Source organism: Solihabitans fulvus (assembly GCF_008386585.1).
Taxonomy (GTDB): domain Bacteria; phylum Actinomycetota; class Actinomycetes; order Mycobacteriales; family Pseudonocardiaceae; genus Solihabitans; species Solihabitans fulvus.
In genome coordinates this window covers 18,308-44,168 of record NZ_VUOB01000030.1, presented here as the reverse complement: position 1 = coordinate 44,168, position 25,861 = coordinate 18,308, and the positions used below count along the sequence as shown (strand labels likewise).

Here is a 25,861-nt window from a genome sequence, read left to right as displayed (position 1 = left end):
ACCTAGGTCAACACCCCCGAAACCCCGTCCCGGTCACCGACCGGGGCGGGGTTTCATCATGCGCACTGCGACACGACCTGCGCCCTGCACCGGCGTGGTGATGACCGGTAGGAGACGGTCGTCACCCAGCGGAAGCCCGAACCGGACACCGTGGTTCCATTCGGTGTGGACAGCACCGACGTCGTGGTCATCGGGGCGGGCCAGGCCGGCCTGTCCAGCGCGTACTTCCTGCGCCGCGCGGGCTTCGCGGCCGGGTCCGGCTATGTCGTGCTGGACGGCGACGACGGCCCCGGCGGGGCGTGGCGGCACCGCTGGCCCTCGCTGACGCTGAGCAAGGTGCACGGCCTCAACGAGCTGCCCGGCCGGCCGCTCGGCGTCACCGACGTGTCCAGGTCGGCTTCCGACGTGGTGAGCGCCTACTTCGCCGCCTACGAACGGGAGTTCGAGCTGCCGGTGCACCGGCCGGCCGCCGTCACGGCGGTTCGCGACGGCGGCGACGGCAGGCTCGTCGTGGAGAGTTCGGCCGGCACGTGGTCCGCCAGGGCGGTCGTCAACGCGACCGGCACGTGGACGCGCCCGTTCTGGCCCTACTACCCAGGCATGGCCGGATTTCGCGGCCGGCAGCTGCACACCGCCGACTACCGGGGGCCCGAGGAGTTCGCCGGGCGACGGGTCGTGGTGGTCGGCGGCGGCACGTCCGCCGTGCAGCTGCTCACCGAGATCGCCGAGGTGGCCGACACGACCTGGGTCACCCGCAGGCCGCCGGTGTTCCGCGAAGGCCCGTTCAGCCACGAGATCGGCCGCGCCGCCGTCGCGATGGTGGAGCGGCGGGTTCGGGAGGGCAAGCCGCCGGCGAGCGTGGTCAGCGTGACCGGACTTCAGCTGACCCCCGAGGTGCGGGACGCGATGGCGCGCGGCGTGTTGGCGCGGCTGCCGATGTTCGACCGCATCACCCCCGACGGCGTCGCGTGGGACGACGGCCGAACGGTCTCCGCCGACGTGATCCTGTGGTGCACGGGGTTCCGGGCCGCCGTCGACCATCTGGCCCCGCTCGGCCTGCGCGAGCCCGGCGGCGGAATCCGCGTCATCGGCACCCGCGCGGCGAACGAGCCGAGGCTGCACCTGGTCGGGTACGGGCCGTCGGCCAGCACGATCGGCGCGAGCCGCGCCGGCAGGGCCGCGGTGCGCGAGATCCGCGAGTTGCTTGCGGTGGCGCCGGTCGGCTGAGCGAACGCGCCGGACAGTGCTCGTCTGGCGGACATCGGGGATTCACCTTGGGCGGTGATGCTGTGCTGACACGACGTGCCCAAGCCGAGGAGGAACCTCGTGAGGATCCGGTTTCGCAGCCGACGTGTTCTGATGACAACGGTGCTGACGCTCGCGCTCGGCACAGCGGGAATGGCGTCGGCGGGGCAGAGAACCGAGGCAGGGCCGCTGCCCGACGACGGCGCGATCACCCCGATCGGCTTCCGGGTGACCCCGGCCGGCCACCAGACCAACCTGAGCGACCTGCCGCTGAACGCGGTCGCCTCGCCGGACGGCCGCTGGCTGGCCGTCACCAACGACGGCCAGGGCACGCAGGCGCTGCAACTGGTGGACACCGGCTCCGGCGCGGTAGTCCAGACCATCCAGTACGCCAGCCCGCAGGCCCTGTTCGTCGGCCTCGCGTTCAGCCGCGACGGCCGGACGCTGTACGCGAGTGCCGGCGGCAACAACAAGATCCGCACCTACGCGGTCGGCGACGCTGGACTCACCGAGACGGCGCCCATCCCGCTGCCGACCAGGTCGGAGTCCGGCAAGGCGCTCAACCCCTACCCTGCGGGCATCGCGCTGACTCCGGACGGCGGGCGGCTGCTGGTCGCCGACCGGCTCGCGGACGCCGTGACGTCGATCGACCTGCGCAGCGGCCAGCAGCAGACCACCGGCGTTGGGCACGCGCCCTACTCGGTGGTGCCGAGCCCCGACGGCACGAGGGCGTGGGTGACCGAGCAGGGCTCGAACACGGTGAGCGTGCTGGACATCGGCGGCGGCTCGCTCAGGCCCGTCGGGCAGGTCACCGTCGGCACCCATCCCAACAGGGCGGTGCTGGACGGCGCGGGCAGGCGCCTCTACGTCGCGAACGGCGACAGCGACGAGGTCAGCGTGCTGGACACTGCGGCAGGCCGGGTGGTGCGCACGATTTCCCTTGCGCCATACCGTGGTGCGCCCGTCGGCAGCAACCCGGACGCGGTGGCGCTGTCGACCGACCAGCGCACCCTGTACGTGGCGAACTCCGGCAACAACGACATCGCCGTCGTCGACATCGACTCCGGGTCCGTGCGCGGCCTGGTGCCGACCGCCTGGTACCCGACCGCCGTCGTCCCGGTCGGCGCGTTGTTGTTCGTCACCAACGCCAAGGGCCTCGGCGCCGGCCCCAACGACGGCCCCGGCCACCCGAACCCGGAGAGTCCTGCACCGACCTCGCCGAGCCAGTACGTCGGTTCGATGATGGTCGGCACGCTGTCGGTGATCCCGCGTCCCGACGACCGGGCGCGGCTGAGGGACTGGACCGACCAGGTCCGCGACAACGACGGCTTCGACGAGCACGGCGAGCGGCACGCGGCGCAGGACGCGTCCGCGGTGGTACCCCAGCATCCCGGCCAGTCCAGCCCGATCAGGCACGTCATCTACGTGGTCAAGGAGAACCGCACCTACGACCAGGAGTTCGGTTCCCTCGGCAGGGGCGACGGCAGCCCTGCGCTGAACCTGTTCGGCGACGAGTCGGCGCCCAACGCGCGGGCGCTGGCGCGGCAGTACGTGACGCTGGACAACTTCTACGCCGACGCCGAGGTCAGCGCGCAGGGCTGGAACTGGTCGGTGGCGGCCAACTCCAACCCGTACGCCGAACAGGGTTGGCCGGCCAACTACTCCGGCCGCAACCACCCGTACCCCTCGGAGAGCGGCGAACCGGCCATCGCACCGAACCGCGACCCGGCCAACGCCTACATCTGGGACCGCCTCGCAGGCGCGGGCATCTCCTTCCGCAACTACGGTTTCTACGTCAACGGCGGCGCGAACGGTTACACGGCGGCGGATCCGCTGCTCGACGCGAACACCGACCACGCTTACCGGGGCTTCGACCTGAACTGCCCGGACAGCGCCGGTACGTTCACCGCGGTGGCGAGCTGCGGCACGCCGAGGATCGACGAGTGGCTGAAGGAGTTCCAGGGCTACCAGGACAACGGGAACTTGCCCTCGGTGGAGTTCCTGCGGCTGCCCAACGACCACACGGCCGGCACGTACAAGGGCGCGCCGACGCCGACGGCGTACGTCGCGGACAACGACCTGGCACTCGGCCGGCTGGTCGACGCCGTCTCGCACTCGGCGTTCTGGTCGAGCACGGCCATCTTCGTCACCGAGGACGACGCGCAGAACGGCGCGGACCACGTCGACGCGCACCGCACGCTCGCCGAGGTGATCAGCCCGTACACCCGCACCGGGCGGGTCGACTCGACCTTCTACAGCACGGCCTCGATGCTGCGCACGATCGAGCTGCTGGTCGGGATCGGGCCGATGACGCAGTTCGACGCCTACGCCGCGCCGTTGGCCCGGCCGTTCACCTGGCGGCCGGACACCAGGCCGTACACGGCGCGGACGCCGTCGACCCCGTTGAACGAGCGGAACACGGCGGCCTCGCCGCTGGCCGCGCTGTCGGCGGCGCAGAACCTCACCGTCGAGGACGCGATCGACGAGCAGACGTTCAACCGGGCGATCTGGGCGAGCGTCCGCGGCGCTGACTCGCCGATGCCGGCCGCGCGGCATTCCCTGCGCTCCTCGGGAAACGCCGGTGACCCAGGCCAGACCGCGCAGCAGCCCAAGGACGACGACTGAGCCTGCCGGCGAACCGAGTGCCCCGCGCCTGCCCGGCGCGGGGCACTCGTGCTACCGGGGTATCCCCCGGCCACCGTCGCGGTACCTCGGTATGCCCCGACGGCTACCCGGGTACCGCACCGACAATGGCTCCGCAGCGGGACGTGCCCGCGCGGCGTGATCAATAACGTGATTCCCGCACGGTGTCGAGAAAAACGGCCGACACCAACGTTCCGCGACCGCCGTCCGCCGCGCACCGGCGCACGGTTCGTCGCCGCGCAAGGGGAGTTCACGTGCAGGACCTCACCACGGAGTTCATTCGTGAGTTGTACGACAAGTACCGCACCGACCTGCTCCAGGTCAGAGCGGAACAGCTCGCGCTGCACGACCAGGGCATGCGCGCGCAGCTCGACGACATCGAGGCGGAGGTCACCTACCTGCTGCTGCGGGAGTACCGGCCAGGGACCGTCGTCGAGATCGGCGCGCTGCACGGGTGGTCGACGACGTGGATCCTGCGCGCGTTGCGGGACAACGGTGTCGGGCAGCTCCACTCCTACGACCTGGTGGACCACGCGCGGCACAACGTGCCGGCCGAGCTCGCCGAGGGGCGGTGGACGTTCGTGCACGGCGACGTGCGCGATGGCGCGAGGCTGCCGCCCGACATCGACTACCTGTTCATGGACGCGGCGCACACCGCGGGCTTCGCGCGCTGGTACCTGTCCGCGATCATGCCGACGCTCGCGCCGGGCACGCCGGTGAGCGTGCACGACGTGTTCCACCACGCCATCGCGCTGCCGTTCCACGAGGGCGCGGTGGTGACCCGATGGCTGCGCGACCGAGGCATCGGCTACTTCACCGCGTCGGCGCCGAGGTCCCCCGACGTCAACCGGGAACTGGCTCGGCACAAGGAGTCTCTCGGCCTTGTCACCCCGATTCACACCGGCAGCGACAATCCGATGATCTTCTTCAACACCAACTGAGGGCTGGGCGGGACCGGCCGGTCACCGAGTGTCCGGCGGGCTCATCTCGATCGACAGTCGGCGTCGCGGCGCGGCTGGGGCAACGCGTCGCGCGGCTGGCTCGGTTGGTGGCCCGGAATTCTCTCCATCGCGGCGAGATGGCCCTCGGTCAGGGTCCTCATCTCCGCGAGGATGTCCAGGTGCTCCTGGGAGGGCGGCGGGCCCACGATGTTGAAGCGATCGTGTGCCGTGCGTTCCGCTCGTTGCGCCAGGTGCCGTATGCGTTGGTAGAAGGCAAGCTCCGCGTCGGGAGCGACGATGCTTGGCTGCGGCGTCACGCGGAAAGCGTCACCTGCGTTGCCAGACCAGTCCATCCCCTACCAGGGCGAACTTTGTGACCCAGGCCACACAGAGTGATGCTCAGCGCCGGCTCGGCCGCGCCGTCGAGCGCGCGCTGAGCGGACGCAGGGTCGAGCTGAACGGCTTGGCCGTCAACGGCGGCACCGCGCGCTTCACTCGGCCGGATGACATGCTGGCCAGGCGTGCGCAACCGACCTGCGCCGGGTCACCGAGGACGGGCAGGTCAGCCCCAGTCACCTCGTCATCCCAGTGGTACACAGGTCCCCCGTCGAGCCGACTGCCCGGCGTCGAACCGCGTGCCGACACCGTCCCGGCCGACGCGACCGCCTCCGGGCAGCGGGACCATATCACCCATCCGGGGTAAGGCGGAGCGGTAACCGCCTCCGTCACGTGGCCCAACCGACCCGGCCGACGACAAAATCACACGTCGGGGTGCCATCCGCGATCAACTACGGCTACTTCCCTTGATCAGCAACGACTTGGCGCTCCTGATCCGAGCTCCGGCGCCACGCCGTCACGGGCCGTCCCGGTGCTCCTGCCCCGCGACGCCGGCCGGATCGGCGACGCGGTGCAACCGCAGCGCGAGCTGGATCTCCAGCGCGCGGCCCGGGTCCGCCCAACCTGGCCCGAGCAGCGTGCCGATCCGGTCGAGGCGCTGCACCACGGTGTTCACGTGCACGTGCAGGATGTCCTTGGTACGGCTCAGGTTCGTGCCGCACTCGAAGTACGCGGCGAGCGTGGCGACCAGCTCGGTGCCCCGCCGCCGGTCGTAGTCGAGCACCGGCCCGAGCGTCGCGCCGACGTAGCCCGCCAGGTCCGCCCGGTCGCCGAGCAGCACGCCGACGAAGCCGAGGTCGGCGAGCGTGCCGGCGGAGCCGCGCCGGTCCAGCTCCCGCAGCGCGCGCAGGCAGCGCAGCGCCTCGCCGTGCGCGGCGGCGAGCCCGGTCGGCCCGGCCGCCGGCCCGGCCGCGCCGACCGTCACGGGCCTGCCAACGCCGTCGCGGAGCACCCGCGCGGCCTCCCTGGCCGCCGCGCCAGCGTCCGCGCCGGGCACCAGCAGAACGACGTGCTCGCGGTGCCCGCCGGAGAGCCCGCCGACCGCCGAGGCGTGCCGCGCGGCGACCGCGGCGACCCGGTCCCTCGGCGCGCCGTCGCCGTCGGCGACCAGCACCGCGTGCGCGGCAGCCAGGTCGACGCCGAGCCGCCTGCCCCGCACCACCAGCCCGGCAAGGTCGCGGTCCGGGGCGGCCAGCAGGTCGGTGACGAGCTCGCCGCGCACCTTGTTCTCGGCCTCGGCGACCGACCTGCGTAACAGCAGCAGCAGCGCGGTCACCACGCTCGCCCGCTCGAACAGCCTGCGGTCGGCGTCGGCCAGCTCGGGCCGGGCGACCAGCACGATGCTGCCGAGCAGCTCGGGGCCCGCCAGCACCGCGCACACCCAGTGCCCGCTGGAGGAGACCGCCCGGCCGGTCGCCCGCGACGCGGCCACCGCCTCCGCCGGCGGAACCACCGACTCGCACCCGCTGCTGGCCAGCTCGGCGCCCTCGTTGTCGTGCACCAGGATCCCGCCGCCGAGCACCTGGGCGACGGCGGCGGCCACCTCGGGCACGTCGCCGCCGCGCAGCACCAGGTCGGTGAGCCGGTCGTGCGCCTCCTCGGCGCGGCGCATGGCGTCGTTGTGCGCGCGGATCGTCTCGGTGGCCGCGTTGCGTTCCAGCAGCGCGCGGCGGGTCTCCTCGAGCAGGTGCGCGGTGTCGATGGCGATGGCCGCGTGGTCGGCGAGCGACGCCAGCAGCGCCACCTCGTCCGGCGAGAACTCGCGGGGCGAGCGGTCCGCCGCGTAGAGCACGCCGATCACCCGGTTCCCGAGCGTGAGCGGGACGCCGAGAATGCCGACCAGGCCCTCGTCGAGGACGGCCGTGTCGATGGGCCCGGTGTGCCGGAACCTCGGGTCGGTCAGGTAGTCCGCGCTGGAGTAGGGCCGCGCGGTCTGCGCGACGAGCCCGCCGAGCCCCTCGCCCATGCCCAGCCGCAGCTGCTGGAACAGCGCGGAGGTCGAGCCGTCGGTGACCCGCATGTACGTGTCGCCCTCGGTCTCGTCGTTGAGGCTCAGGTAGGCCACCGCGACGCCGAGCAGCATCCTGGCCCGGTGCACGATCGAGCGCAGCACCGCGTCCGGGTCACGCAGGCCGGCCAGGTCGCCCGCGGTGTCGAACAGCGCGGTCAGCTCGGCCTCCCTGCGCCGGTGCGCGGTCAGCGTTCTCCTGATGCGCAGCGCGAGCGCGGTCGCCGCGTCGATCTCGGCGAGGTCCCGCGCGTCCGCTCCCGCTGCGCCGGCCGCCGAGGCCACCTCCGCGAGCTGGTCGCCCGCCGCGTCGCGCGCCAGCAGTTCGAGCAGTTGACGGAGCGCGCCGGTCGCCTGGTCCATTCGGTCATGCTGTCATCACGCCCAGGGAACCAGCAGCGGAAACCAGCAGCGAACCTGGCAGCACGCGCCCCCCGCGTCGTTATGATCACTGCTCACCAAGGCCGCAGGGGGCAGCCAGTGGGACAGCCTGACTCACCGAGTCCGCAGCGCGCGGCCGGTCGGCGTGGACCGGCCGGCGGCGTGCACAACGACGTGTCCGGCACGGTCAACGGTCCCACCGTGCAGGCGGGGACGATCAACGGCGGCGTGCACTTCCATGTCGGCAACCCCGCACCCGTCCAGCCCGCGCCGTATCCGTACGGCGTCACCCAGCCGCCCCGGCCGCCTCAGGCGCCGACCGGCGGTCGCAGGCTCTTCCAGCTGCCCTGGGGACTGGCGATGCTGCCCTATCTGGTCGGCTGCGCCGCACTCAGCGGGATCGTCAACTTCGCGACCGGGCACCGGTCGCTCCAGCTCGACATCGCCGGCGACGGCGTGGTCGTGCTCGCGCTGGTCGTTGTCCTCGCCCTGCGCTGGTGGTCGCTGCGACGACGGCGCAGGGCCGCTGCCGCGACCCGAAGGCCCGGCACGCGTTCGCCGGCCGCGACGTCCTTCCTCGGCTATGGCGGAACGGTGCTCGACCGGCTGACGCCTCGGCGGCTGCGCGGGTCCTCGACGCTGTCCCTGGTGGCCATCGCCGTCCTGTTCGCCGCCATCGCGGTCGCCGGCCTGCTCGACCCGAAGTGGTACGCGGGCGATCGCGCCAGTCTGCTCGGCAGCAACGCCGCGCTGGTCTTCTGCTGCGTGGTCCTCGTCCTGACCACCAGGCTCCTGGTGACGCGCCGCAAGGGCTGAATCGCCGGAGGGAGCCGAGTCACCGCAGGAGCCGAGTCACCGCAGGAGCTGAACCTCAGCGCGCGCAGCAGGGGCTCTGCGCCTCAGCGCAGCACGCGGCGCAGCAGTTCCTCGATGGCGGCCACGCCGTTGTCGAGCGCCGCGTCGGGGTCCGGGGACCTCGCGATGAGCAGCGCGATCTCGCCGAGCGAGGCGAGCAGCATGTGCGCGAAGGGGTCGACGAGTTCGGCCGGCAGCCGCCGGGTGGCCCGCAGGGCCGCCCTGATCATGCCGAGCCCGTGCTGCTGGTCGACCTCGCGCCAGCGCTCCCAGCCCAGCACGGCCGGCGCGTCGATGAGCACGATCTGGCGGACCACATGGTCGCCGACGAACCCGATCCAGGCGAGGCAGCCGCCGCGCAGCGCCTCGACGGGGTCGGATTGGCCGGCGACGGCGGCGACGAGCTGGCTGTCCACCCGCGTCTCGACCGCCTCGAGGACCGCCTCGAACAGGCCCTCCTTGCCGGCGAAGTGGTGGTAGAGCGCGCCTCGGCTCACGTTGGCCTCGTGCAGGACGGCCTCGATGGAGGTGTCCTCGTAACCGCGCTCGGCGAACAGCTCGGTGGCGGTCGCCACGAGCTGGTCGCGGGTGAGCCGGCCGCGCTCGGCCTTCTTGTTCATGGGCAGCAATCTAGGCGAGGTGGGGCGATGCGAGTCGGATGACATACCGACTGTCGGTGTTCACGTCGGTCGGGTGAGCGAGGTGTTGACATACCGACTGTCGGTACACATTATAGGGTCCGCACAGATTGTAGACCGTCAGTCGGTATGTATTCGAGGGAGCCTGTATGCGGCACACGGTCACCACCAGGTCCGGCGAGATCGCCTACACCTCGGCGGGCACCGAGACCGGCCGCACCGCCCTGTTCGTGCACGGCGTCGGCGTCAACGGCGGGTTGTGGCGCAACGTCATCGCCGAGCTGGACGGCCACAGCATCGCGCTCGACCTGCCCCTGCACGGCGGTTCCCCGCCGCGCGAGGACTACTCGCTGCCCGCGCTCGCCGAGGCGATCGAGGACTTCTGCGCCGCTCTCGACCTGCACGACATCGATCTGGTCGCCAACGACACCGGCGGCGCCGTCGCGCAGGTCTTCGCCGCACGACACCCCGAGCGGCTGCGCACCTTCGCGCTGACCAACTGCGACACCCACGACAACCTGCCGCCGGAGGAGTTCAAGCCGACCCTCGCCGCCGCGCAGCGAGGCGACATCTCGGCCCGCGCGTCCACGCTGGTCAAGCCGGCGGCCGCACGGGCGACCATCTTCGCCAACACCTACGAACACCCCGAGCTGGTCAGCGACGAGACGATCACCGGCTACCTCGAACCGGTGCTCGGCACGCCGGAGCGGGCCCGGCACTTCGAGCGGTTCCTCATCTCGGTAACGGCCGAGGACCTGCTCGCCGCCGAGCCCGCGCTGCGCGAACTGGCCGTGCCGACGCTCGTCGTGTGGGGCACCGCCGACGATTTCTTCGCGCTGGACTGGGCCTACTGGTTGCGCGACACGATTCCCGGCGTCACGAAGGTCATCGAGATCGAGGGAGGGAAGCTGTTCTTCCCCGAGGAGCACGGCGGCGAGCTTGCCGCCCTGCTGCGCGACCACTGGGCCGCGAACTGACGATGTCCTGAGTGCCACCGAGATTACTGGGGGTCATCGCCTCGCCGATGCGTTCGTCATCGGCGAGGCGATGCGCGTGTCGCGGCCGGTCAGACCGTGGTCGGCTGCGCCGGTGCCGGAACCCGCGTCTCGGTCAGCGAGGTGCCCCTGGTCTCCCGCGACAGCGACACGGCGACCACCGTCAGCACGCACATGCCGGCCACGTACAGGGAAACCGGCAGGGTGCCGCCGTACGCCTTGAGCAGCGCGGTGGCGATGAGCGGCGCGAGCCCGCCAGCCAGGATCGACGCGAGCTGGTAGCCGATGGACGCCCCGGAGTACCGCACCCTGGTGCCGAACAGCTCGGAGAAGAACGCCGCCTGCGGCCCGTACATCGCGCCGTGCAGCACCAGACCGACGGTCGCCGCGAGCACGATCAGCCAGTAGGACTTCGTGTTCAGCAGCTGGAAGAACACGAAGCCCCAGACGCCGACGCCGACCGCGCCGAACAGGTAGACCACGCGCCTGCCCAGCCGGTCGGACAGCGCGCCCCACAACGGGATCGTCACGAAGTGCACCGCCGAGCCGATCAGCACCGCTTGCAGGCCAACGGACTTGGCCAGGTGCAGCGGGCCGGTGAGGTACACCAGGATGAACGCGGTGATCACGTAGTAGGAGACGTTCTCCGCCATCCGCGCGCCCATCGCGACCAGCACCTCGCGCCAGTGGTCGCGCAGCACGCGGACGATCGGCGCGCGTTCCCCGGAGCGCTCCGCACCGCGCGCCGCCGCGAGGAACACCGGCGACTCCGAGACGGCCAGCCGGATCCACAGCCCGACGGCGACCAGCAGGCCGGACAGCAGGAACGGAATCCGCCAGCCCCAGGAGAAGAAGGTCGCGTCGGACTGCACTCCGGACAGCACCGCGAGCACCGCCGTGGCCAGCAGGTTCCCGCCCGGCGCGCCGCACTGCGGCCAGGACGCCCAGAATCCGCGCCGCGCCGGGTCACCGTGTTCGGAGACGATCAGCACCGCGCCGCCCCACTCGCCGCCGAGCGCGAAGCCCTGCACCAGTCGCAGGGCCGTGAGCAGCAACGGCGCCGCGACACCCGCGGTGGCGTAGGTGGGCAGCAGGCCCATCGCGAACGTCGAGCCGCCCATCAGCAGCAGGCTGAACACCAGCAGCTTCTTGCGGCCGACGCGGTCGCCGAAGTGGCCGAACACCAACCCGCCGAGCGGCCGGGCCAGGAAGCCGATCGCGTAGGTGGCGAAGGACAGCAGCGTGCCGGTGAGCGGATCGGCGTTGGGAAAGAACAGCTTGTTGAACACCAGGGCCGCCGCCGAGGTGTACAGGAAGAAGTCGTACCACTCGATGGTCGTGCCGATCAGGCTCGCGCCGACCACCCGCAGGATCGTCCGGCCAGGCGGGCCCGATCCGTTGCCTCTGGCGGGGTTCTCCGACCTGGCCGTGTTGTTGTCCTTCGACATGACAGTCACCACTTCGCTGGGATTAACGGGTTGGGCCGAACGTTCGGGAGGTGCTGGGTCACTGCGCGGTCCAGCCGCCGTCGATCGGGAGCGAGGCCCCGGTGACGTAGCCGGAGTGGTCGCCGCAGAGCCAGCGGACCGTGGCGGCGACCTCGTCGGGCTCGATGAGCCGTTTTATGGCCGTGCGGCGCAGAAAGACCTCGTCGACGACCTGGGCGAGGCCGATGCCGTGCGCCTCGGCCTGGTCGGCGACCTGGGCCTCGACCAACGGGGTTCGCACGTAGCCAGGGCAGACGCAGTTGCTGGTCACGCCGTGCGGCGCGCCCTCGATGGCGGCGACCTTGCTGAGGCCCTCCAGCGCGTGCTTGGCGGCGACGTAGGCGGCCTTGTACGGGCTGGCGCGCAGGCCGTGCACGCTGGAGATGTTGACCAGCCGACCCCAGCCGGCGGCGTACATGTGCGGCAGGCAGTGCCGCATCAGCAGAAACGGCGCGGTGACCATGACCTGCTGGATCAGCGCGAAGCGCTCCGGCGGGAACTCGTCGATCGGCGCGACGTGCTGGAGTCCCGCGTTGTTGACCAGCACGTCGACGTCGCGCGGCAGCGAGTCGACGAGGTCGGCGTCGGCGAGGTCGACGACGTGCGGCGTGCCGCCGACCAGCTTCGCCACCTCGACGGCCCCGGCCGCGTCCCGATCGACGACGTGCACCTTCGCGCCGGCGTCGGCAAGCGCGATCGCGCACGCTCGCCCGATGCCGCTGGCAGCGCCGGTGACCAGCGCGGTTCTGCCGGCGAGACCGACGTCCTCCGGACCGCTGTGAGGGACAACACTTTCCATGGCCGCACACGCTAGGAGCGGCGGCGCGCCAGGCCCATGTGGCTGCGACACATAGTCTTCCGACCAGCTGCGGTGATCATCCACATGTCACGCACGGGCAACTCTCAGTGACATTTCGGGCCGTTGATCGAATCCAGTAAGCCATTCGGGTGGCTCGCTGTAAGCTGGCTCGGTTGCCCGGCACGGGGGTACTCGGCAGCGAACCACACGACCCGCATCACCACATGGGGGAAACACGTGACACCGACACCGATTTACGACGACCTGCTGCGCGAGCTCGAGGCCGACCTGCTGCTGAACCACGACACGGACGCGGCAGCTGAGTCGACCGACGACGAGAGCGCCCCGGCCGGCGACTGACCGCGCGGGCCGGCCCTTCGCGCGATCAGTCCACTGTGGACCTTTCGTGCGGCGGGCCGGCGACCAGCCGGATCAGCGGATCAGCCGCCCTGCTGGAACAGCCGCCCTGCCGGAGCCACCCTGCTGGAATAGCCCAGTCGGATCAGCCGCCCTGCTGGAGCAGCTCGGCCGGAATCGGTTGGTCCTGGCGAATGGCGTCGAACATCCGCTTCGCCTTGGCGTCGTCCCACACCACCACCGAACCGACGTTCAGCGTCGGCGTGCCGCCGACCGGCACCGTCGCCGTCGCCACCCCGCCGCCGAGCGCGAACGCCAGGCCGGCCAGGTTGTGCAGGTGGTCACCGTCCGCGACCGTGATCGTGCCGGTTCCCTTGAACACCAGCGGGATCGCCCGGAACGGGTTGGCCAGCACGCTGAAGCTGGTGGCCTTGTCCATCAGCGCCGACAGGAACTTCCGCTGGTTCTCCACCCGCTGGAAGTCCGACCTGGCGAAGTTCCGCGACCGCACGAAGCCCAGTGCCTGCGCGCCGTCGAGGTCCTGGCAGCCCGCCTTGAGGTCAATCCCGGCCTTGTCGTCCTGCATCGGCTGGTCGAGGCACATGTTCACGCCGCCGATCGCGTCGACCACCCCGGCGAAGCCGCCGAAGCCGATCTCCGCGTAGTGGTCGACCCGCAGGCCGGTCGCCTGCTCGACGGTCTGCACGAGCAGGGTGGGACCGCCGAACGCGAAGGCCGCGTTGACCTTGTTCTTGCCGTTGCCGGGAATCGCCACGTAGGAGTCGCGCGGCACGCTGATCAGCTCGGCCTTGCCCGACCCGGAAGGGATGTGCAGCAACATGATCGTGTCGGTGCGGGCACCGGCTGCGTCCCCTGTGGACAGTTGCTTCTTCTGCTCCTCGGTCAGGTCGTCCCGCGCGTCCGAGCCGACCATCAGCCAGGTCGTGCCCGGCGTCTCGGCAGGCCGACCCGGATAGTCGTTGAGCGCCGACACGCGCTTGAGGTTGGCGTCCAGGTAGATCCAGCCGCCGACCACCAGCAACAGCAGCACCACGAGCACGGCCAGGATGATCTTGCCGGTCCGCCTTTTCCTGCGCCTCGGCGCAGGCCGAGCGCCCGCCGGTCCCGGCTGGTAGCCAGCCCCCGGGGCAACGCTCCGATTCATTCCGACCCCCGATCACCCGCGTGGCGTCTCCGTCCACAGCGGACTCGTCCGTCGAACAACGCCGAACAACCCTCTGCACCCAGGACGTCCCGCGCCGGGGTGGGGTTGCCCGGCCATCGGCCAGTTTCCGGACACCACCTTACGCAGGGCGACCGGACGACGGCGGAACGACACCGGCCGGCCGGTGGTTCACGGCCGACGGGCGACCTCGCCGGGCGGCAGCACCAGGACGCGCAGCAGGTGCGCCAGCTCGCGCTCGGGATCGTCGGTGAGGCCGGTGTGCGCGGGGGCCGCCTGGATGATGGTGCTGCGCGGCGCGGTCAACCAGCGGAAACGCCGCCCGATCGTGGTCGTCCCCGCGGCGCCGGCCGCCGGGCCGCCCGCGCAGACGGCGCGCAGCGAACTCAGCTGGGCCTCGACCGCGGCGAGGTCGACGGTCGGGTCGAGCGCGCGCAACCGCGCCTCGTCGAGGTGCACGGCGGCCTTCAGGAAGTTCAGCGGCGCGCTGTAGACGAGCACCCCGACGTTCACGCACTCGCCGCGTTCGATCCTCGGGATCACCCGCAGCACGGCGTACTCAAACACGTGCGGCACGGGTCTCCTCCAGCGCTCGAACCCACGGCCTCGGCGCGGCCAGCCGCGCGGTGAAGTACTCGGCATAGGCCGCGCGCACGTCGTCCGGCGTGGCGAAGCCGGGCTCGTCGGCGAGCCATTCGTCCGGCACCAGGCAGAGCACCTCGGCCAGCAGGTCCGGGCCGACCAGCGCGGTCAGCTCCCGGTCCACCGACTCGAACTCGCCGGCGAACGGCAGCATCACGTGGTCGCTCGCGTCGTAGCCGTGCGTCGCGGCCTTGGCGGGCCCGCCGCCCCACGAGTGGTGGAAGTACAGCGCGGCGCCGTGGTCGATGAGCCAGACATCCCCGTGCCACACCAACAGGTTCGGGTTGCGCCAGCTCCGGTCGACGTTGAGCGTCAACGCGTCCAGCCACATCAGCCGCGCGGCCAGGTCGGGGCCGGGGTCCAGCGCCAGCGGGTCGAACCCGAGCGAACCGGGCAGGTAGTCGAGCCCGAGGTTGCGGCCGGCGCTGCGGTACAGCAGGTCCTGGACCTCCTCGTCCGGCTCTGCCTTGCCCATCTCGGGGTCGACCTCGACGAGCACCAGCTCGGGCACCCGGAAGCCGAGCCGCCTGGCCAGCTCGCCGACGACGACCTCCGCGACCAGGGCCTTGCGCCCCTGCCCCGCGCCGTGGAACTTCAGCACGTACATGCCGAGGTCGTCGGCCTCCACCAGGCCGGGCAGCGAGCCGCCCTCGCGAAGTGGTGTGACGTAACGGGTGGCGGTGACTGTTCTCAGCACGTCTGCCTCGCTGGATCGCACGCGCGCATCATCGCCCGCGCGCTCACCGACCCGCCATTGGATTCCACCCGGCCATTCTCGCCGCCCGCCGACTCCGGCCGCGCACCGGGTGCGGCGGCGAAAGCAACGCCGGGCGGCAGCTCCGCGTCGGGGTGGTGTGACGGTGACAAGCGGGGTCCTTGATGCTGGCCGGGTGAAACCCGGGGCACGACGAAGAGACGAGGCGCGCTCGACTGAGGACGACTCGACGGAAGACGAGGAGTACCTGACCGAGCTGTACCTGGCGCACTACCAGGGACTGCTGCGGCTGGCCGTGCTGTGCGTCCGGGACCGCACGACGGCCGAGGACATCGTGCAGAGCGCGTTCCTCTCGGTGTTCGGCGCCAGGTCGAGGCTCCGCTCGCCCGACGCAACCCTCGCATACCTTGCGCAGGGCCGTGGTCAACCAGGCGCGTTCCGTCGGCAGGCGCAGGGTGGTCGCGATGAAGCACCAGCACCGCCTGGTCGCGCCGACCGTCGAGGCGGATCGCACGGGGTTCGCCGACGACCGCGAGATGTTGGCCGAGGCGTTGGCCGGCCTGCCGCTGCGGCAGCGCGAGGCCGTGGTGCTCCGCTACTACGCCGACCTCAGCCAGGAGCAGACCGCCGAGGTCATGGAGATCAGCGTCGGAGCCGTCAAGTCCAACTGTTCGCGGGGCGTCGCCGCCCTTGCGCAGCTGCTTCGAAAGGCGAGCCAGTGATGAACCGAGCCGACGAGACGCGGGACGTGCGGGCGCTGCGGCAGGCGCTCACCGGACTCGTCGACGACGTGACCCCGTCGCCGGACGCGCTGCGCACGCTGCTGGACGCCGCGCCGAACGCGCGGTCCGCCCGGTGGCCCAAGGCCAGGGTGATCGGGCTGGCGGCGGCCGGCACCGTGGCCGTGCTGGTGGTCGAGCTATCGATCCTGCCGGGCCGCGACGCCGCGCGGACGACTCCGGCCGTCCTCGGCACCACGGGCACGCCACCGCCGACCCCGTCAGCCGCCTCCTCCCCCGCCGTGCGGACGGCCGCAGGCCCGGTGACCGCCTCGTTCAACGTGGTCGACAGCGCCACCTACGGGGTCGCGATGCCGATCGCCGTGCGCTTCAGCGCGCCGGTGCTGGACCGGGCCGCGGCCGAACGCGCACTGAGCGTGCGGACGTCCACGCCAACCGAGGGCGGGTGGGCCTGGCTCGACGACCGCGAGGTGCACTGGCGGCCCCGCGAATACTGGCAGCCGGGGATGACGGTGACGGTGACGGCTCGGCTGTACCGCGTGCCTCTTGGCGGCGGCGCGCTCGGGGCGCTCGACCTCACGTCGACGTTCACGATCGGCCGCGCGGCGAGCGTGCGGGCCGACGCGTCGACCCACCGGTTCGAGGTGATCAGGGACGGCCGTCAGGTCTACGACTTCCCGGCGAGCTTCGGCGTCGACGGCGAGCCCGGCCAGATGACCAGGAGCGGCGTGCTCGTGGTCACGGAGAAGCAGGCCACGGCGGTGCTGTCGGACCCGAAGTACGGCTACCGGAACGTGTCGGTGCCGTGGGCCGTCCGGATGTCGGACGACGGCGGACTGGTGTACGGCAACGCGGCGATCACCGCGGAGCTGGGCAGGCGCAACGTCACGCACGGCGCGATCGCCCTGTCGCCGGACGACGCGAAGCAGTACTTCGACGAGGCGCAGGTGGGCGATCCGGTTGAGGTGACCGGGTCCGGCGTGGCGCTGTCCGCCAAGGACGACGCGCGCTGCGACTGGGCCTTCGACTGGCCGTCCTGGCAGGCCAGGTCCGCCCTGCGCTGATCAGCCCTGCGCTGATCAGCCTCCGCTGATCCGCCTGGCGCGACGCCGACGGCCCGCGAACGTTTCGGGCCGTCGGCCTTCCGCGAAAATATGTCGACCGGTCCAGTTGACTCTATAGACCGGTCGGTCTAGTTTTCCAGATATGCGAATCCACCACCTCAACTGCGGCTCGCTGCGGCACGTCGCACCCGACGAGGGCGCGCCCGTCGCGCTGGCCCCCGCCCGCGCCGTCTGCCACTGCCTGCTCCTGGAGACCGACGGCGGCCTGGTGCTGGTCGACACCGGCCTTGGCCGCAACGACGTCGACCGTCCACACGAGACACTCGGCGAGACGTTCCTCGGCCGCGCGCAACCGGTGCTGACGGCCGAGGAGACGGCGGCGCACCAGATCGCCGCGCTCGGCCACTCCCCCGACGACGTCACGGACATCGTGGTCACGCATCTCGACCTCGACCACATCGGCGGCCTGCCGGACTTCCCCAACGCCCGCGTGCACGTGCACGCGGCGGAGTACCGGGCGGCGATGGCCGCCCCCGGCGCGCACCCCGAGGACCGCACGCGGTACCGGCCGGCGCAGTGGGCGCACCGGCCGCACTGGGTGACCTACGAAACCCGCAGGGACGACTCGTGGTTCGGCTTCGACGCGATCGAACTCGACGGCCTGCCACCAGAAATCCTGCTCGTCCCGCTCGGCGGCCACACCAGCGGACACAGCGCCGTCGCGGTCCGCGACACCGACCGCTGGCTGCTGCACGCCGGGGACGCCTACTACCACCACGGCCAGCTCGGCCCGGTCGACCGGTGGTCCATCACCGGGCTGGAGGCCCTGGAGGAACTGACCGAGGTGCAGCGCCCGCTGCGGCAGGCCAACCACGCGCGGCTGCGCGAGCTGGTCGCTCGGCACGGCGACGAGGTCGAGGTGTTCTCCGCACACGACCCGTGGGAGTTCCAGCGCTACACGGCCGCCACCACCGCACGTTAGCCCGGGCGTGCGCGCTCAGGAAGCGGCGGCGAGCAGCAGCGGGCCGGCCGCCACGAGGACGCACACGGCCAGGTTGGTGCGCCAGTACTGGGCGAGCAGCGCGACGAACTCGCGCAGGAACGCGCTCGGCACGAAGTAGGCTGCGGTGCGCGCGCCGATCACGTTGAGCCGCAGGCCAAGCCGCCGGGACAGCACGGCGGTGCGGAAGACGTGGTAGTTGTTGGTGACCGCGAGGACGCGGCCGGCGACACCGTGCCCGGTCAGCACGTCCATGCCGTAGCGGAGGTTCTGCTCCGTCGTGGTTGCCTTGTCCTCCAAGAGGATCCGCTCCGCCGGCACGCCCCTGTCCAGCAGGTAGGCGCGCATCGCCGCCGCCTCGGAGGTGTCCTCGTCGGCGCCCTGCCCGCCGGACACGACGAGGACGAGATCGCGCCCCTCGGCGGCGGCGCGCCGCTCACACTGCACCGCGCGGTCGAGCCGACTCGCCAGCAGCGGCGGCACCCGATCCCCGATCAACCCGGATCCGAGCACGATCACCGCGTCCGGCCGCGTCCGCCCGGCAGGGTGTCCCGTCAGGCCCGGCTCACGGCCAGGCCGCCGCCGTCAGCAGCGGCAGGTAGCCGTCGACCTGGCCGCTCGCGGTGGGGTGGTAGCTCTCGTTCACCGGCACGGACAGGCCGTGCAGCCAGGGATTCGGCGCACACACGCCATGACCGGCGAAGGCGTCGCGCACGTCGACGAAGGTGAACCCGGCGGCCCGCGCCCGGTCCGAGGTCACCTCGGCCAGCACGTTCGCGCCGTCGTTGAGCACCTTCCGCTTGGCCTGGCTCAGGCCGAGCAGGCACGGCGTGAAGGAGAACAGCCGTGGATAGCCGAGCACCACGACCTTCGCCTGCGGCGCGCGCGCCCGGATGGCGGCGTAGGTCCGGTCGAACCGACCGGGCAACTCGGTGCGGACGAACGAGACCGCCGTCGCCGCCCGGTCGGCGCACTGCTGGTCGCCGCCGAGCGTGCAGGTGACCAGCACGTCGGAGAAGCCGGCGTCCGTGCCGCCGACGGTGATCGTGACCAGCCCGGTCTCCAGGCTCAGCTGGCCGACCTGATCGGCCACGACGTCCATTGTGGACGCCCCGGTGCAGGCCGCGAACCGGAACGAGGGAATCCCGTGCGCCCTGGCCCACAGCTGCGGGTGGGCCGTCGCGCTGCGCTTGCAGGACCCGCTGGCCGGATCGTAGGCGCCGGCCCCGAGCCCCGCGGCGTAGGAGTCGCCGAGCGCGACGTACTCCGGCGCGATCGGCGCCGCCGAAGCCGGCGCGACCGCGCAGGCGAACTGGACGGCCAACACGGCGAGCACACCGACAACGGCACGGCAGAACGGCATGGCAACCTCCGGCGCAGTGGCGGAACCACAGTCCTGAGTACCACTGTGGACGATCGCCGGACAGGGTTCGCGGCGCGGTTAACCCACCCGTGTCGACGCGACCGCCGCCTTCATCCCCTGCCGTCGCGCCTTCGCCGCCAGCCCTGCACTGCCAGTCCTTCGCCGTCAGCCCGACACCGTCAGACCTTGGCCGGCAGCACGCACACCGGGATCGGCGTCGACAGCGGCGTGCCGGACGGGGTCAGCGCGCCGCTCTGCCGGTCAACCAGGAAACTCGTCACGGTGTTCGACTTCTGGTTGGCGGCGAACAGGATCCGCCCGGTCGGATCGACGCTGATGTGCCTCGGGAAGCTGCCGCCGACCGGCGTCGCGCCGAGCAGCCGCAGCGTGCCGCCGCCCGCCTCCACCGCGAACACCGCGACGCTGTCGTGCCCCCGGTTGGACACGTAGACGAACCGCCCGTCCCCGGCGACCAGCACCTCGGCCGGGTAGTTGCGCGGCGACGCCGGCGCGCCGGCCGGCACGGTGGCCTGGGGCTTGCCGGGACGCAGCACGCCCGTCGCCGGGTCGTACGCGCAGACCACGATCGTCGAGTCCAGCTCATTGACCACGTAGGCGAACCGGCCGGAGGTGTGGAAGGCGAGGTGACGCGGTCCGGCGCCCGGCCGCAGCGCGGCCGTGGACCTCGGCTTCAGCCGACCGGTCGACGGGTCGAGCCGGTAGCTGTAGACGGTGTCGGTGCCGAGGTCGACGGCGAGCACGAACCGGCCGCCGGGATCGGGGCACACCATGTGCGCGTGCGGCCCGGCCTGCCGGTCGGGATCGGGCCCGGATCCCTTGTGCTGCACCAGATCCGTCCGCGCGCCGAGGCTGCCGTCCGGGTGGATCGGGTGCACCGCGACGCTCCCTGAGGAGTAGTTCGCGCTGAGCAGGTGCCGCCCGTCGGCGTGCACCGCGAGGTGGCAGGGGTCGGCCCCGCCGCTGCTCTGCGTGCCCAGCACGCGAAGCCCGCCCGCTGCGTCCACGGCGAGCGCCGTGACGCTCCCGTCGGTCTGCTCGTCGACGGCGTAGAGCGTCCGGCCGTCGGCGGAGAGGGTCAGGAACGAGGGATTGGCCACCCCGGCGAGCACGCCGGTCGAGCGCAGCTGCCCCGTCGCCGGCTGGTAGCTCGCGAGCCCGACCCCGGTGCCCGCGCCGGCTCCCGAGGTGTAGGTGCCCAGGTAGACGCGGTGACCACCCGTCCGCAGACTCCCGCTCTCGGCGGCCCCGATGCCCTCGCCCATCAACAACCCCGCTCCGACACCCGCACCGACCAGGCCGAGAAACCGCCGCCGGTCCACACCGTCGCTGGCACCCACCGAACGCACCTCCGCTGTCGACCGCCCCTGCCGTCACAGTGGCCTAGACCATCGCCACCTGACAAGAGGCGCAACAAAGATTGCATGCGGCGCAACACAAACCGGCATCCGGCACGCGGGCCCGACTCGGGTTCAGCTCAGCGGATCACGCTCCACCAGCCGCACCAACTCGCCCCTCGGGTCGTAGTCGGGCTCAGGGAACTGCGGCGCGATCTCCTCGAGCGCCTCCAACAACAACCGTGCCACCGCCCAGTTCCGGTACCACTTGCGATCCGCCGGCACGACGTACCACGGTGACACGGGATCCGAACACGTGCGCAGCGCGTCGCCGTACGCCTGCTGGTACTTCGACCACTTCGCCCGCACGTTCAGGTCGCCCGGGTTGTACTTCCACCGCTTGGCCGGGTTCTCCAACCGCTCCCGCAGCCGCCGCGCCTGCCGGTCCGGCGAGATGTGCAGAAAGCACTTGATCACCGTCGTGCCCTGCTCGGCCAGCTCGGCCTCGAACTCGTTGATCTGCTTGTACCGACGCCGCCACTCGGCCGCCGGCACCAGCCGGTCGACCCTGGCGACCAGCACGTCCTCGTAGTGCGAGCGGTCGAACACCCCGATCAGCCCTGGCCCCGGCGCCTGCCGGCGGATCCGCCACAGGAAGTCGTGCCGCAGCTCGGCGGCGGTCGGCTTCTTGAACGCCGCGATGTGCAGGCCCTGCGGATTGACCAGCCCGGCGACGTGCCTGATGACGCCGCCCTTGCCCGAGGTGTCCATGCCCTGCAACACCAGCAGCACGCGGCGCCGGCCGCCGCCGACCGCCTCGGCGTACAGCCGCTCCTGGAGCTCGTCGAGCCGGGGCGCGAGCACCGCTAGATCGGCCGCCGCCTCCTCCTTGGAGGTCGGGCCGACCGGCGTGCCGGCTGGGTCGATCGTGTCGAGTTCCACTCCATCGAGGCGCGCGAGCAGCACATCACGCACGGATCCGGCCTCGGCAGCCTTCTTCGCCATCACCGGAGGGTAACCACAGTTGATCTGATCCGCCTTCTACGCAACAAAAGACCGATCAAAGCGTGAATCACGCAACAAACTGCGACTCTACGCAACGGGTCACGGATGAAATCGTCGTCACCTGCCCCTTAGCCTTGGCGTATGACCGCCATCGCAGATCACCCCGCCAGCACCAGCGCAGGCGGCGGCCCCGCCGCCTCGGCGGGATTCGTCGCGCTCGACGAGCAGTGGAGCACGCACAACTACCACCCGCTGCCCGTGGTGATCGCGCATGCCGAGGGCGCCTGGGTCACCGACGTCGAGGGGCGCAGCTACCTGGACTTTCTCGCCGGGTACTCCGCGCTGAACTTCGGCCACCGCCACCCCGACCTGGTCGCCGCCGCCGTCGCGCAGCTCGGCAGGGTCACGCTGACCAGCCGGGCCTTCCACCACGACCAGCTCGGGCTGTTCTGCCGCGAGCTGGCCGAGCTGACCGGCACCGAGATGGTGCTGCCGATGAACTCGGGCGCCGAGGCGGTCGAGTCCGCGATCAAGGTCGCCCGCAAGTGGGCCTACCAGGTCAAGGGCGTGCCGGAGGGCACGGCCGAGATCGTCGTGGCCGGCTCCAACTTCCACGGCCGCACCACCACGATCGTCTCGTTCTCCACCGACGAGTCGGCGCGCGCGGACTTCGGGCCGTTCACGCCCGGCTTCGCCGTGGTGAAGTTCGGCGACGCCGAGGCGCTGGCCGGCGCGATCACCGACCGCACCGCCGCGGTGCTGATCGAGCCGATCCAGGGCGAGGCGGGCGTGGTCGTCCCGCCGGCCGGCTACCTGGCCGAGGTGCGGCGGATCTGCGACGAGAACAACGTGCTGCTGATCGCCGACGAGATCCAGTCCGGGCTGGCCCGCACCGGCGACCTGCTCGCGCTGGACCACGACGGCGTGCGCGCGGACCTGTACACGCTGGGCAAGGCGCTCGGCGGCGGCATCCTGCCGGTGTCCGCCGTGGTCGGCAGCCAGGCCGTGCTCGGCGTGCTGCGGCCGGGCGAGCACGGCTCGACCTTCGGCGGAAACCCGCTGGCCTGCGCGGTCGGCAGGGCCGTCGTCCGGCTGCTGGCCACCGGCGAGTTCCAGGAGCGGTCCCGCGAGCTCGGCGGCTACCTGCACGGCAGGCTCGGCGAGCTGATCGGCCGGGGCGTGGCCGAGGTGCGCGGACGGGGGCTGTGGGCTGGCGTGGAGATCACCCCCGGCGGCCCGGCCGGCCGGGTCGCGTCGGAGGCGCTGGCCCGGCGCGGCGTGCTCTGCAAGGAGACGCAGGACAGCACGCTGCGGGTGGCCCCGCCGCTGGTGATCACCCGCGAGGAGATCGACAAGGGCGTCGACGCGATCGCCGAGGTCGTCGCCAACTGACCCCGTCGCGGGCGGAAAGTGGTTCGACACAGGCACTTTCCGCCCGCGAGGTCAGGTCGCCGGCCGGACCTCGCCGCGCAGCACGGCCGCCAGGTCGTAGCGGGCGGGCTGGTCGAGCTGGTCATAGCGGCACGACTCGGGCTCGCGGTCCGGCCGCCACCGACCGAACTGCGGGTTGTGCCGGAAACGGGCCGGGGCCTGCCCCTCGGTCTGCGTGTAGGCGACCTCGACGACGCGCTCGCACCGCAGCGGCACCCATGGCTGTTCGCCCGCGCGCCAGCGGTTCACCGAGCCAGGCAGCCTGCGGCCGTCCTGCGCGTGCTCGCCGAGCCAGGGGTGGTCCTCGGGGTCCTGCTCGATCAGCGGGGCCAGCTCGGTGGCCAGCGCCCTGCGCCGCGCGGTGGGGAACGAGCCGACCACACCGACGTGGTGCAGCACCCCGGCGTCGTCGTGCAGGCCGAGCAGCAGCGAGCCGACGGTCGTGCCCGGCTCGGTGTTGAGGTGCCAGCGCAGGCCAGCGACCACGCAGTCGGCGGTACGCGCGTGCTTCACCTTGATCATCGTGCGCTTGCCCGGCGTGTAGACGCCGTTGGCGGGCTTGCCCATCACGCCGTCCAGTCCGGCGCCCTCGAACAGCTCGAACCACTCCATAGCCAGGTCGACATCGGTCGTGGCCGGCGTGATCCGCACGTCCTCGACGCCGGTGAGCAGGTCGAGCAGGGCGGCGCGGCGGGCGACAGCCGGCTCGCCGAGCAGCGCCCGGTCGCCGGTCGCGAGCAGGTCGAAGGCCACGTAGCTCGCCGGGGTCTGCTCGGCCAGCAGCGCCACCCGGCTGGCGGCGGGGTGGATGCGGTCGGAGAGGGTGTCGAAGTCGAGGCGGCCCGCCTTGGCCACCACCAGTTCGCCGTCGAGCACGACCCGGTCGGGCAGCGCGGCGCGCATCGTCTCGACGACCTCGGGAAAGTAGCGGTTCAGCGGCTTTCCGCTGCGCGACTGGAGCACGACCTCGTCGCCGTCGCGGAAGACCAGGCAGCGGAAGCCGTCCCACTTCGGTTCGAAGACGAGGTCCTTGTCGGCCGGGATGCGGTCGACCGAGTTGGCCAGCATTGGCTGCACGGGCGGAGTCAGCGGGAGTGCCACGGCGCCATCCTGCCTCGTTGCGCCCCGCCGCGCGCGGCTTAGAGCTCTTATTCGCCGTCGTTCTCCGGCGCGGCGACGAGGGTCTGGAGGGCGCGCACGAACTGCTCGGCCTCGTGTTCGCCGAGTGGGGCGAGGAAGCGGCGCTCCATGTCCCGGCGCGCGTCCTCCGCGCGGCGCAGGCAGTCCCGGCCGGCCTCGGTCAGCTCGACGATGTTCCTGCGTCGGTCCGTCGCGCTGCGGCGCCGCTCGACAAGGCCGCGGTCCTCCAGCGTGTCCACGAGCGCGACCATCGTCGTGCGGTCCACGCCGAGCCGCCCGGCCGCCTCCAGCTGCGACAACGGGTGCCCATCGGCGAGCACGACCAGGACCGCGAGTTGGTGGCCCTCGATGCCGAAGGGCGCCAGCGCCTTCGCGGAGGCCTCGCCCAGCCGCAGATGGGCGTGCTTGAGCAGGTAGCCGAGCCGGGCCTCGAGCAGCCCCGGCGACGCGTGCGTCTCCCCTGCCATGCCGACGACTGTACCCAGAACTAATGATCAGCTCTTCAGATCGTCAGCTATGCTGACGATATTCGATCGAGAGGTGCAGAGACCATGAGCAACCAGATCCGCTTCGGGATCAAGACCACGCCGATGCACGTCGGCTACCAGGACATCCTGCGGGTGTGGCAGGAGGCCGACGCCGAGCCGGAGATCGACGACGCATGGCTGTGGGACCACCTCATGCCGTTGGCCGGACCGAAAAACGGCCAGATCCACGAGGGCTGGACGCTGCTCAGCGCACTCGCCGCGCAGACCACGCGGCTGCGGCTCGGCCTGCTGGTGACCAGCAACCGGATCCGCGAGCCTGCCGTCCTCGGCAAGATCGCGAACACCGTCGACGTCGTCTCGGACGGGCGGCTGGTCATGGGCCTCGGCGTCGGCGGCACCCACCAGCCGGCCGGCGCCGGTGGCATCGCCGGCCCGAACCCGGCCGTCGAGGAGTACGAGGCGTACGGCCTGACCCTGGTGCCGCCGGCCGAGGGCATCGCGCGGCTGGCCGAGACGATCACCATCCTCCGGCGCATGTGGACCGAGGACGTGTTCGACTTCGACGGCCGCTACTACCGCCTGCGGGGCACCCGCAACGAGCCGAAGCCGGTGCAGCGCCCTGGGCCGCCGCTGCTGATCGGCGGCTGGGGCACCAGGATGCTGCGGCTGGTCGCCGAGCACGCGGACATCTGGAACATCCCGGGGCCGCCGCACAACGACGTGCAACGCGTCGCCGACCGCAGCCGCGTGCTCGACGGACACTGCGCGGCCATCGGCCGCGACCCTGCGGAGATCACCCGCTCGGTGCAGGTCATCGTGTCCCAAGACGACGCGCCAGGATCGCGTCAGGCGGTCCTCGACCTCGCCAGGGTCGGCATGACGCACATCGTCCTGAGCCTGCGCAGCCCCTACCCGCCCGGTGTCACCCGCTGGCTCGTCGACGAGATCATCGAACCGGTGCGGGCCACGCTGTCGCGCGGTTGAGGCCCG

26 protein-coding genes are annotated in these 25,861 nt (G+C 71.8%); 11 read left to right on the top strand and 15 right to left on the bottom strand.

Annotation, left to right across the window (positions count from 1 at the left end; translation table 11 throughout):
- Positions 1 to 165: 165 nt before the first annotated feature.
- The 3 genes from F0L68_RS18255 (at position 166) to F0L68_RS18245 (ending at position 4,829) form a co-directional block, all read left to right on the top strand.
- Positions 166 to 1,227, top strand: coding sequence for an NAD(P)-binding domain-containing protein (locus F0L68_RS18255; protein ID WP_149850803.1), 1,062 nt, complete (start codon positions 166 to 168; stop codon positions 1,225 to 1,227).
- Between the two features lie 132 nt (positions 1,228 to 1,359).
- Entirely contained in the window at positions 1,360 to 3,870 is a 2,511-nt protein-coding gene (locus F0L68_RS18250; RefSeq protein WP_223198901.1) for a bifunctional YncE family protein/alkaline phosphatase family protein, read from the top strand.
- Between the two features lie 272 nt (positions 3,871 to 4,142).
- On the top strand, positions 4,143 to 4,829 hold the full coding sequence (locus F0L68_RS18245) for a class I SAM-dependent methyltransferase (protein WP_149850802.1): 687 nt from the start codon (positions 4,143 to 4,145) through the stop codon (positions 4,827 to 4,829).
- Between the two features lie 41 nt (positions 4,830 to 4,870).
- Here the strand turns inward: F0L68_RS18245 and F0L68_RS18240 are convergent, their stop codons facing one another.
- From F0L68_RS18240 to F0L68_RS18235, 3 genes are all read right to left on the bottom strand, one after another.
- Positions 4,871 to 5,146, bottom strand: a complete 276-nt coding sequence (locus tag F0L68_RS18240; protein WP_149850801.1) for a hypothetical protein — start codon at positions 5,144 to 5,146, stop codon at positions 4,871 to 4,873.
- An 82-nt stretch (positions 5,147 to 5,228) separates the two neighbouring features.
- Positions 5,229 to 5,405, bottom strand: a complete 177-nt coding sequence (locus tag F0L68_RS42430; RefSeq protein ID WP_188316651.1) for a hypothetical protein — start codon at positions 5,403 to 5,405, stop codon at positions 5,229 to 5,231.
- Positions 5,406 to 5,682: 277 nt separating this feature from the next.
- Positions 5,683 to 7,596: a helix-turn-helix domain-containing protein gene (locus F0L68_RS18235; RefSeq protein ID WP_149850800.1), complete on the bottom strand. Its 1,914-nt coding sequence runs from the start codon at positions 7,594 to 7,596 to the stop codon at positions 5,683 to 5,685.
- Positions 7,597 to 7,713: 117 nt separating this feature from the next.
- Between F0L68_RS18235 and F0L68_RS18230 the strand changes: the two genes are divergently transcribed.
- A complete protein-coding gene (locus F0L68_RS18230; RefSeq protein WP_149850799.1) occupies positions 7,714 to 8,430 on the top strand; it encodes a hypothetical protein in 717 nt (238 codons plus the stop codon).
- Positions 8,431 to 8,513: 83 nt separating this feature from the next.
- On the opposite strand, the gene F0L68_RS18225 is transcribed toward F0L68_RS18230, so the two are convergent.
- Positions 8,514 to 9,089 (bottom strand): TetR/AcrR family transcriptional regulator, encoded by a 576-nt coding sequence (locus tag F0L68_RS18225; RefSeq protein ID WP_149850798.1) that lies wholly within the window; start codon positions 9,087 to 9,089, stop codon positions 8,514 to 8,516.
- Positions 9,090 to 9,256: 167 nt separating this feature from the next.
- Between F0L68_RS18225 and F0L68_RS18220 the strand changes: the two genes are divergently transcribed.
- On the top strand, positions 9,257 to 10,084 hold the full coding sequence (locus tag F0L68_RS18220; RefSeq protein ID WP_149850797.1) for an alpha/beta fold hydrolase: 828 nt from the start codon (positions 9,257 to 9,259) through the stop codon (positions 10,082 to 10,084).
- An 89-nt stretch (positions 10,085 to 10,173) separates the two neighbouring features.
- On the opposite strand, the gene F0L68_RS18215 is transcribed toward F0L68_RS18220, so the two are convergent.
- Both F0L68_RS18215 and F0L68_RS18210 read right to left on the bottom strand, forming a co-directional pair.
- Complete coding sequence (locus F0L68_RS18215) at positions 10,174 to 11,550, bottom strand: MFS transporter (protein WP_149850796.1); 1,377 nt, start codon at positions 11,548 to 11,550, stop codon at positions 10,174 to 10,176.
- Positions 11,551 to 11,608: 58 nt separating this feature from the next.
- Positions 11,609 to 12,388 (bottom strand): 3-hydroxybutyrate dehydrogenase, encoded by a 780-nt coding sequence (locus F0L68_RS18210; RefSeq protein WP_149850795.1) that lies wholly within the window; start codon positions 12,386 to 12,388, stop codon positions 11,609 to 11,611.
- Positions 12,389 to 12,625: 237 nt separating this feature from the next.
- Between F0L68_RS18210 and F0L68_RS44565 the strand changes: the two genes are divergently transcribed.
- Positions 12,626 to 12,748, top strand: a complete 123-nt coding sequence (locus tag F0L68_RS44565; protein ID WP_276313862.1) for a hypothetical protein — start codon at positions 12,626 to 12,628, stop codon at positions 12,746 to 12,748.
- 142 nt (positions 12,749 to 12,890) lie between these two features.
- Here F0L68_RS44565 and F0L68_RS18205 read toward each other — a convergent pair whose 3' ends face one another.
- The 3 genes from F0L68_RS18205 to F0L68_RS18195 form a co-directional block, all read right to left on the bottom strand.
- Positions 12,891 to 13,910 carry an LCP family protein gene (locus F0L68_RS18205; protein ID WP_149850794.1) on the bottom strand — a complete coding sequence of 340 codons (1,020 nt, stop codon included), beginning with the start codon at positions 13,908 to 13,910 and terminating at the stop codon, positions 12,891 to 12,893.
- A gap of 189 nt (positions 13,911 to 14,099) precedes the next feature.
- Complete coding sequence (locus F0L68_RS18200; protein WP_223198900.1) at positions 14,100 to 14,504, bottom strand: DUF3037 domain-containing protein; 405 nt, start codon at positions 14,502 to 14,504, stop codon at positions 14,100 to 14,102.
- The gene (locus F0L68_RS18195; RefSeq protein WP_223198899.1) at positions 14,488 to 15,288 is read right to left on the bottom strand and encodes a HipA family kinase; all 801 of its coding nucleotides are present in this window, start codon (positions 15,286 to 15,288) and stop codon (positions 14,488 to 14,490) included. The genes F0L68_RS18200 and F0L68_RS18195 overlap by 17 nt, the downstream gene beginning before the upstream one ends.
- 404 nt (positions 15,289 to 15,692) lie before the next feature.
- Between F0L68_RS18195 and F0L68_RS43565 the strand changes: the two genes are divergently transcribed.
- The 3 genes from F0L68_RS43565 to F0L68_RS18175 all read left to right on the top strand — a co-directional run bounded on the left by F0L68_RS43565 (position 15,693) and on the right by F0L68_RS18175 (position 18,071).
- Complete coding sequence (locus F0L68_RS43565) at positions 15,693 to 16,007, top strand: sigma-70 family RNA polymerase sigma factor (protein ID WP_223198910.1); 315 nt, start codon at positions 15,693 to 15,695, stop codon at positions 16,005 to 16,007.
- Positions 16,007 to 17,089 (top strand): L,D-transpeptidase, encoded by a 1,083-nt coding sequence (locus F0L68_RS18180; protein WP_188316649.1) that lies wholly within the window; start codon positions 16,007 to 16,009, stop codon positions 17,087 to 17,089. The genes F0L68_RS43565 and F0L68_RS18180 overlap by 1 nt, the downstream gene beginning before the upstream one ends.
- A gap of 142 nt (positions 17,090 to 17,231) precedes the next feature.
- The gene (locus tag F0L68_RS18175) at positions 17,232 to 18,071 is read left to right on the top strand and encodes an MBL fold metallo-hydrolase (protein WP_149850790.1); all 840 of its coding nucleotides are present in this window, start codon (positions 17,232 to 17,234) and stop codon (positions 18,069 to 18,071) included.
- 15 nt (positions 18,072 to 18,086) lie between these two features.
- On the opposite strand, the gene F0L68_RS18170 is transcribed toward F0L68_RS18175, so the two are convergent.
- The 4 genes from F0L68_RS18170 to F0L68_RS18155 all read right to left on the bottom strand — a co-directional run bounded on the left by F0L68_RS18170 (position 18,087) and on the right by F0L68_RS18155 (position 21,812).
- The gene (locus tag F0L68_RS18170) at positions 18,087 to 18,608 is read right to left on the bottom strand and encodes a YdcF family protein (protein WP_240542985.1); all 522 of its coding nucleotides are present in this window, start codon (positions 18,606 to 18,608) and stop codon (positions 18,087 to 18,089) included.
- 46 nt (positions 18,609 to 18,654) lie between these two features.
- Positions 18,655 to 19,452 (bottom strand): SGNH/GDSL hydrolase family protein, encoded by a 798-nt coding sequence (locus F0L68_RS18165; protein WP_149850788.1) that lies wholly within the window; start codon positions 19,450 to 19,452, stop codon positions 18,655 to 18,657.
- Positions 19,453 to 19,631: 179 nt separating this feature from the next.
- The gene (locus tag F0L68_RS18160) at positions 19,632 to 20,810 is read right to left on the bottom strand and encodes a lactonase family protein (protein ID WP_223198898.1); all 1,179 of its coding nucleotides are present in this window, start codon (positions 20,808 to 20,810) and stop codon (positions 19,632 to 19,634) included.
- 132 nt (positions 20,811 to 20,942) lie between these two features.
- Complete coding sequence (locus F0L68_RS18155) at positions 20,943 to 21,812, bottom strand: PPK2 family polyphosphate kinase (protein ID WP_149850787.1); 870 nt, start codon at positions 21,810 to 21,812, stop codon at positions 20,943 to 20,945.
- A gap of 141 nt (positions 21,813 to 21,953) precedes the next feature.
- Between F0L68_RS18155 and rocD the strand changes: the two genes are divergently transcribed.
- Positions 21,954 to 23,204, top strand: a complete 1,251-nt coding sequence (rocD, locus tag F0L68_RS18150; RefSeq protein WP_149850786.1) for an ornithine--oxo-acid transaminase — start codon at positions 21,954 to 21,956, stop codon at positions 23,202 to 23,204.
- 51 nt (positions 23,205 to 23,255) lie between these two features.
- On the opposite strand, the gene F0L68_RS18145 is transcribed toward rocD, so the two are convergent.
- Positions 23,256 to 24,344, bottom strand: coding sequence for an ATP-dependent DNA ligase (locus F0L68_RS18145; RefSeq protein WP_149850785.1), 1,089 nt, complete (start codon positions 24,342 to 24,344; stop codon positions 23,256 to 23,258).
- A gap of 47 nt (positions 24,345 to 24,391) precedes the next feature.
- Positions 24,392 to 24,850, bottom strand: a complete 459-nt coding sequence (locus tag F0L68_RS18140) for a MarR family winged helix-turn-helix transcriptional regulator (RefSeq protein WP_149850784.1) — start codon at positions 24,848 to 24,850, stop codon at positions 24,392 to 24,394.
- 84 nt (positions 24,851 to 24,934) lie between these two features.
- On the opposite strand from F0L68_RS18140, the gene F0L68_RS18135 reads away from it, so the two are divergent.
- Positions 24,935 to 25,855 (top strand): LLM class flavin-dependent oxidoreductase, encoded by a 921-nt coding sequence (locus F0L68_RS18135; protein ID WP_223198897.1) that lies wholly within the window; start codon positions 24,935 to 24,937, stop codon positions 25,853 to 25,855.
- The last annotated feature ends 6 nt before the right edge of the window (positions 25,856 to 25,861 follow it).

Bases quoted from the DNA above. Each gene is read 5' to 3' on its own strand.
- F0L68_RS18250 (WP_223198901.1), top strand. From the start codon at position 1,360: ATGACAACGGTGCTGACGCTCGCGCTCGGCACAGCGGGAATGGCGTCG.
- F0L68_RS18235 (WP_149850800.1), bottom strand. From the start codon at position 7,596: ATGGACCAGGCGACCGGCGCGCTCCGTCAACTGCTCGAACTGCTGGCG.
- F0L68_RS18225 (WP_149850798.1), bottom strand. From the start codon at position 9,089: ATGAACAAGAAGGCCGAGCGCGGCCGGCTCACCCGCGACCAGCTCGTG.
- F0L68_RS18220 (WP_149850797.1), top strand. From the start codon at position 9,257: ATGCGGCACACGGTCACCACCAGGTCCGGCGAGATCGCCTACACCTCG.
- F0L68_RS18215 (WP_149850796.1), bottom strand. From the start codon at position 11,550: ATGTCGAAGGACAACAACACGGCCAGGTCGGAGAACCCCGCCAGAGGC.
- F0L68_RS18210 (WP_149850795.1), bottom strand. From the start codon at position 12,388: ATGGAAAGTGTTGTCCCTCACAGCGGTCCGGAGGACGTCGGTCTCGCC.
- F0L68_RS18205 (WP_149850794.1), bottom strand. From the start codon at position 13,910: ATGAATCGGAGCGTTGCCCCGGGGGCTGGCTACCAGCCGGGACCGGCG.
- F0L68_RS18180 (WP_188316649.1), top strand. From the start codon at position 16,007: ATGAACCGAGCCGACGAGACGCGGGACGTGCGGGCGCTGCGGCAGGCG.
- F0L68_RS18175 (WP_149850790.1), top strand. From the start codon at position 17,232: ATGCGAATCCACCACCTCAACTGCGGCTCGCTGCGGCACGTCGCACCC.
- F0L68_RS18165 (WP_149850788.1), bottom strand. From the start codon at position 19,452: ATGCCGTTCTGCCGTGCCGTTGTCGGTGTGCTCGCCGTGTTGGCCGTC.
- F0L68_RS18155 (WP_149850787.1), bottom strand. From the start codon at position 21,812: ATGGCGAAGAAGGCTGCCGAGGCCGGATCCGTGCGTGATGTGCTGCTC.
- rocD (WP_149850786.1), top strand. From the start codon at position 21,954: ATGACCGCCATCGCAGATCACCCCGCCAGCACCAGCGCAGGCGGCGGC.
- F0L68_RS18140 (WP_149850784.1), bottom strand. From the start codon at position 24,850: ATGGCAGGGGAGACGCACGCGTCGCCGGGGCTGCTCGAGGCCCGGCTC.
- F0L68_RS18135 (WP_223198897.1), top strand. From the start codon at position 24,935: ATGAGCAACCAGATCCGCTTCGGGATCAAGACCACGCCGATGCACGTC.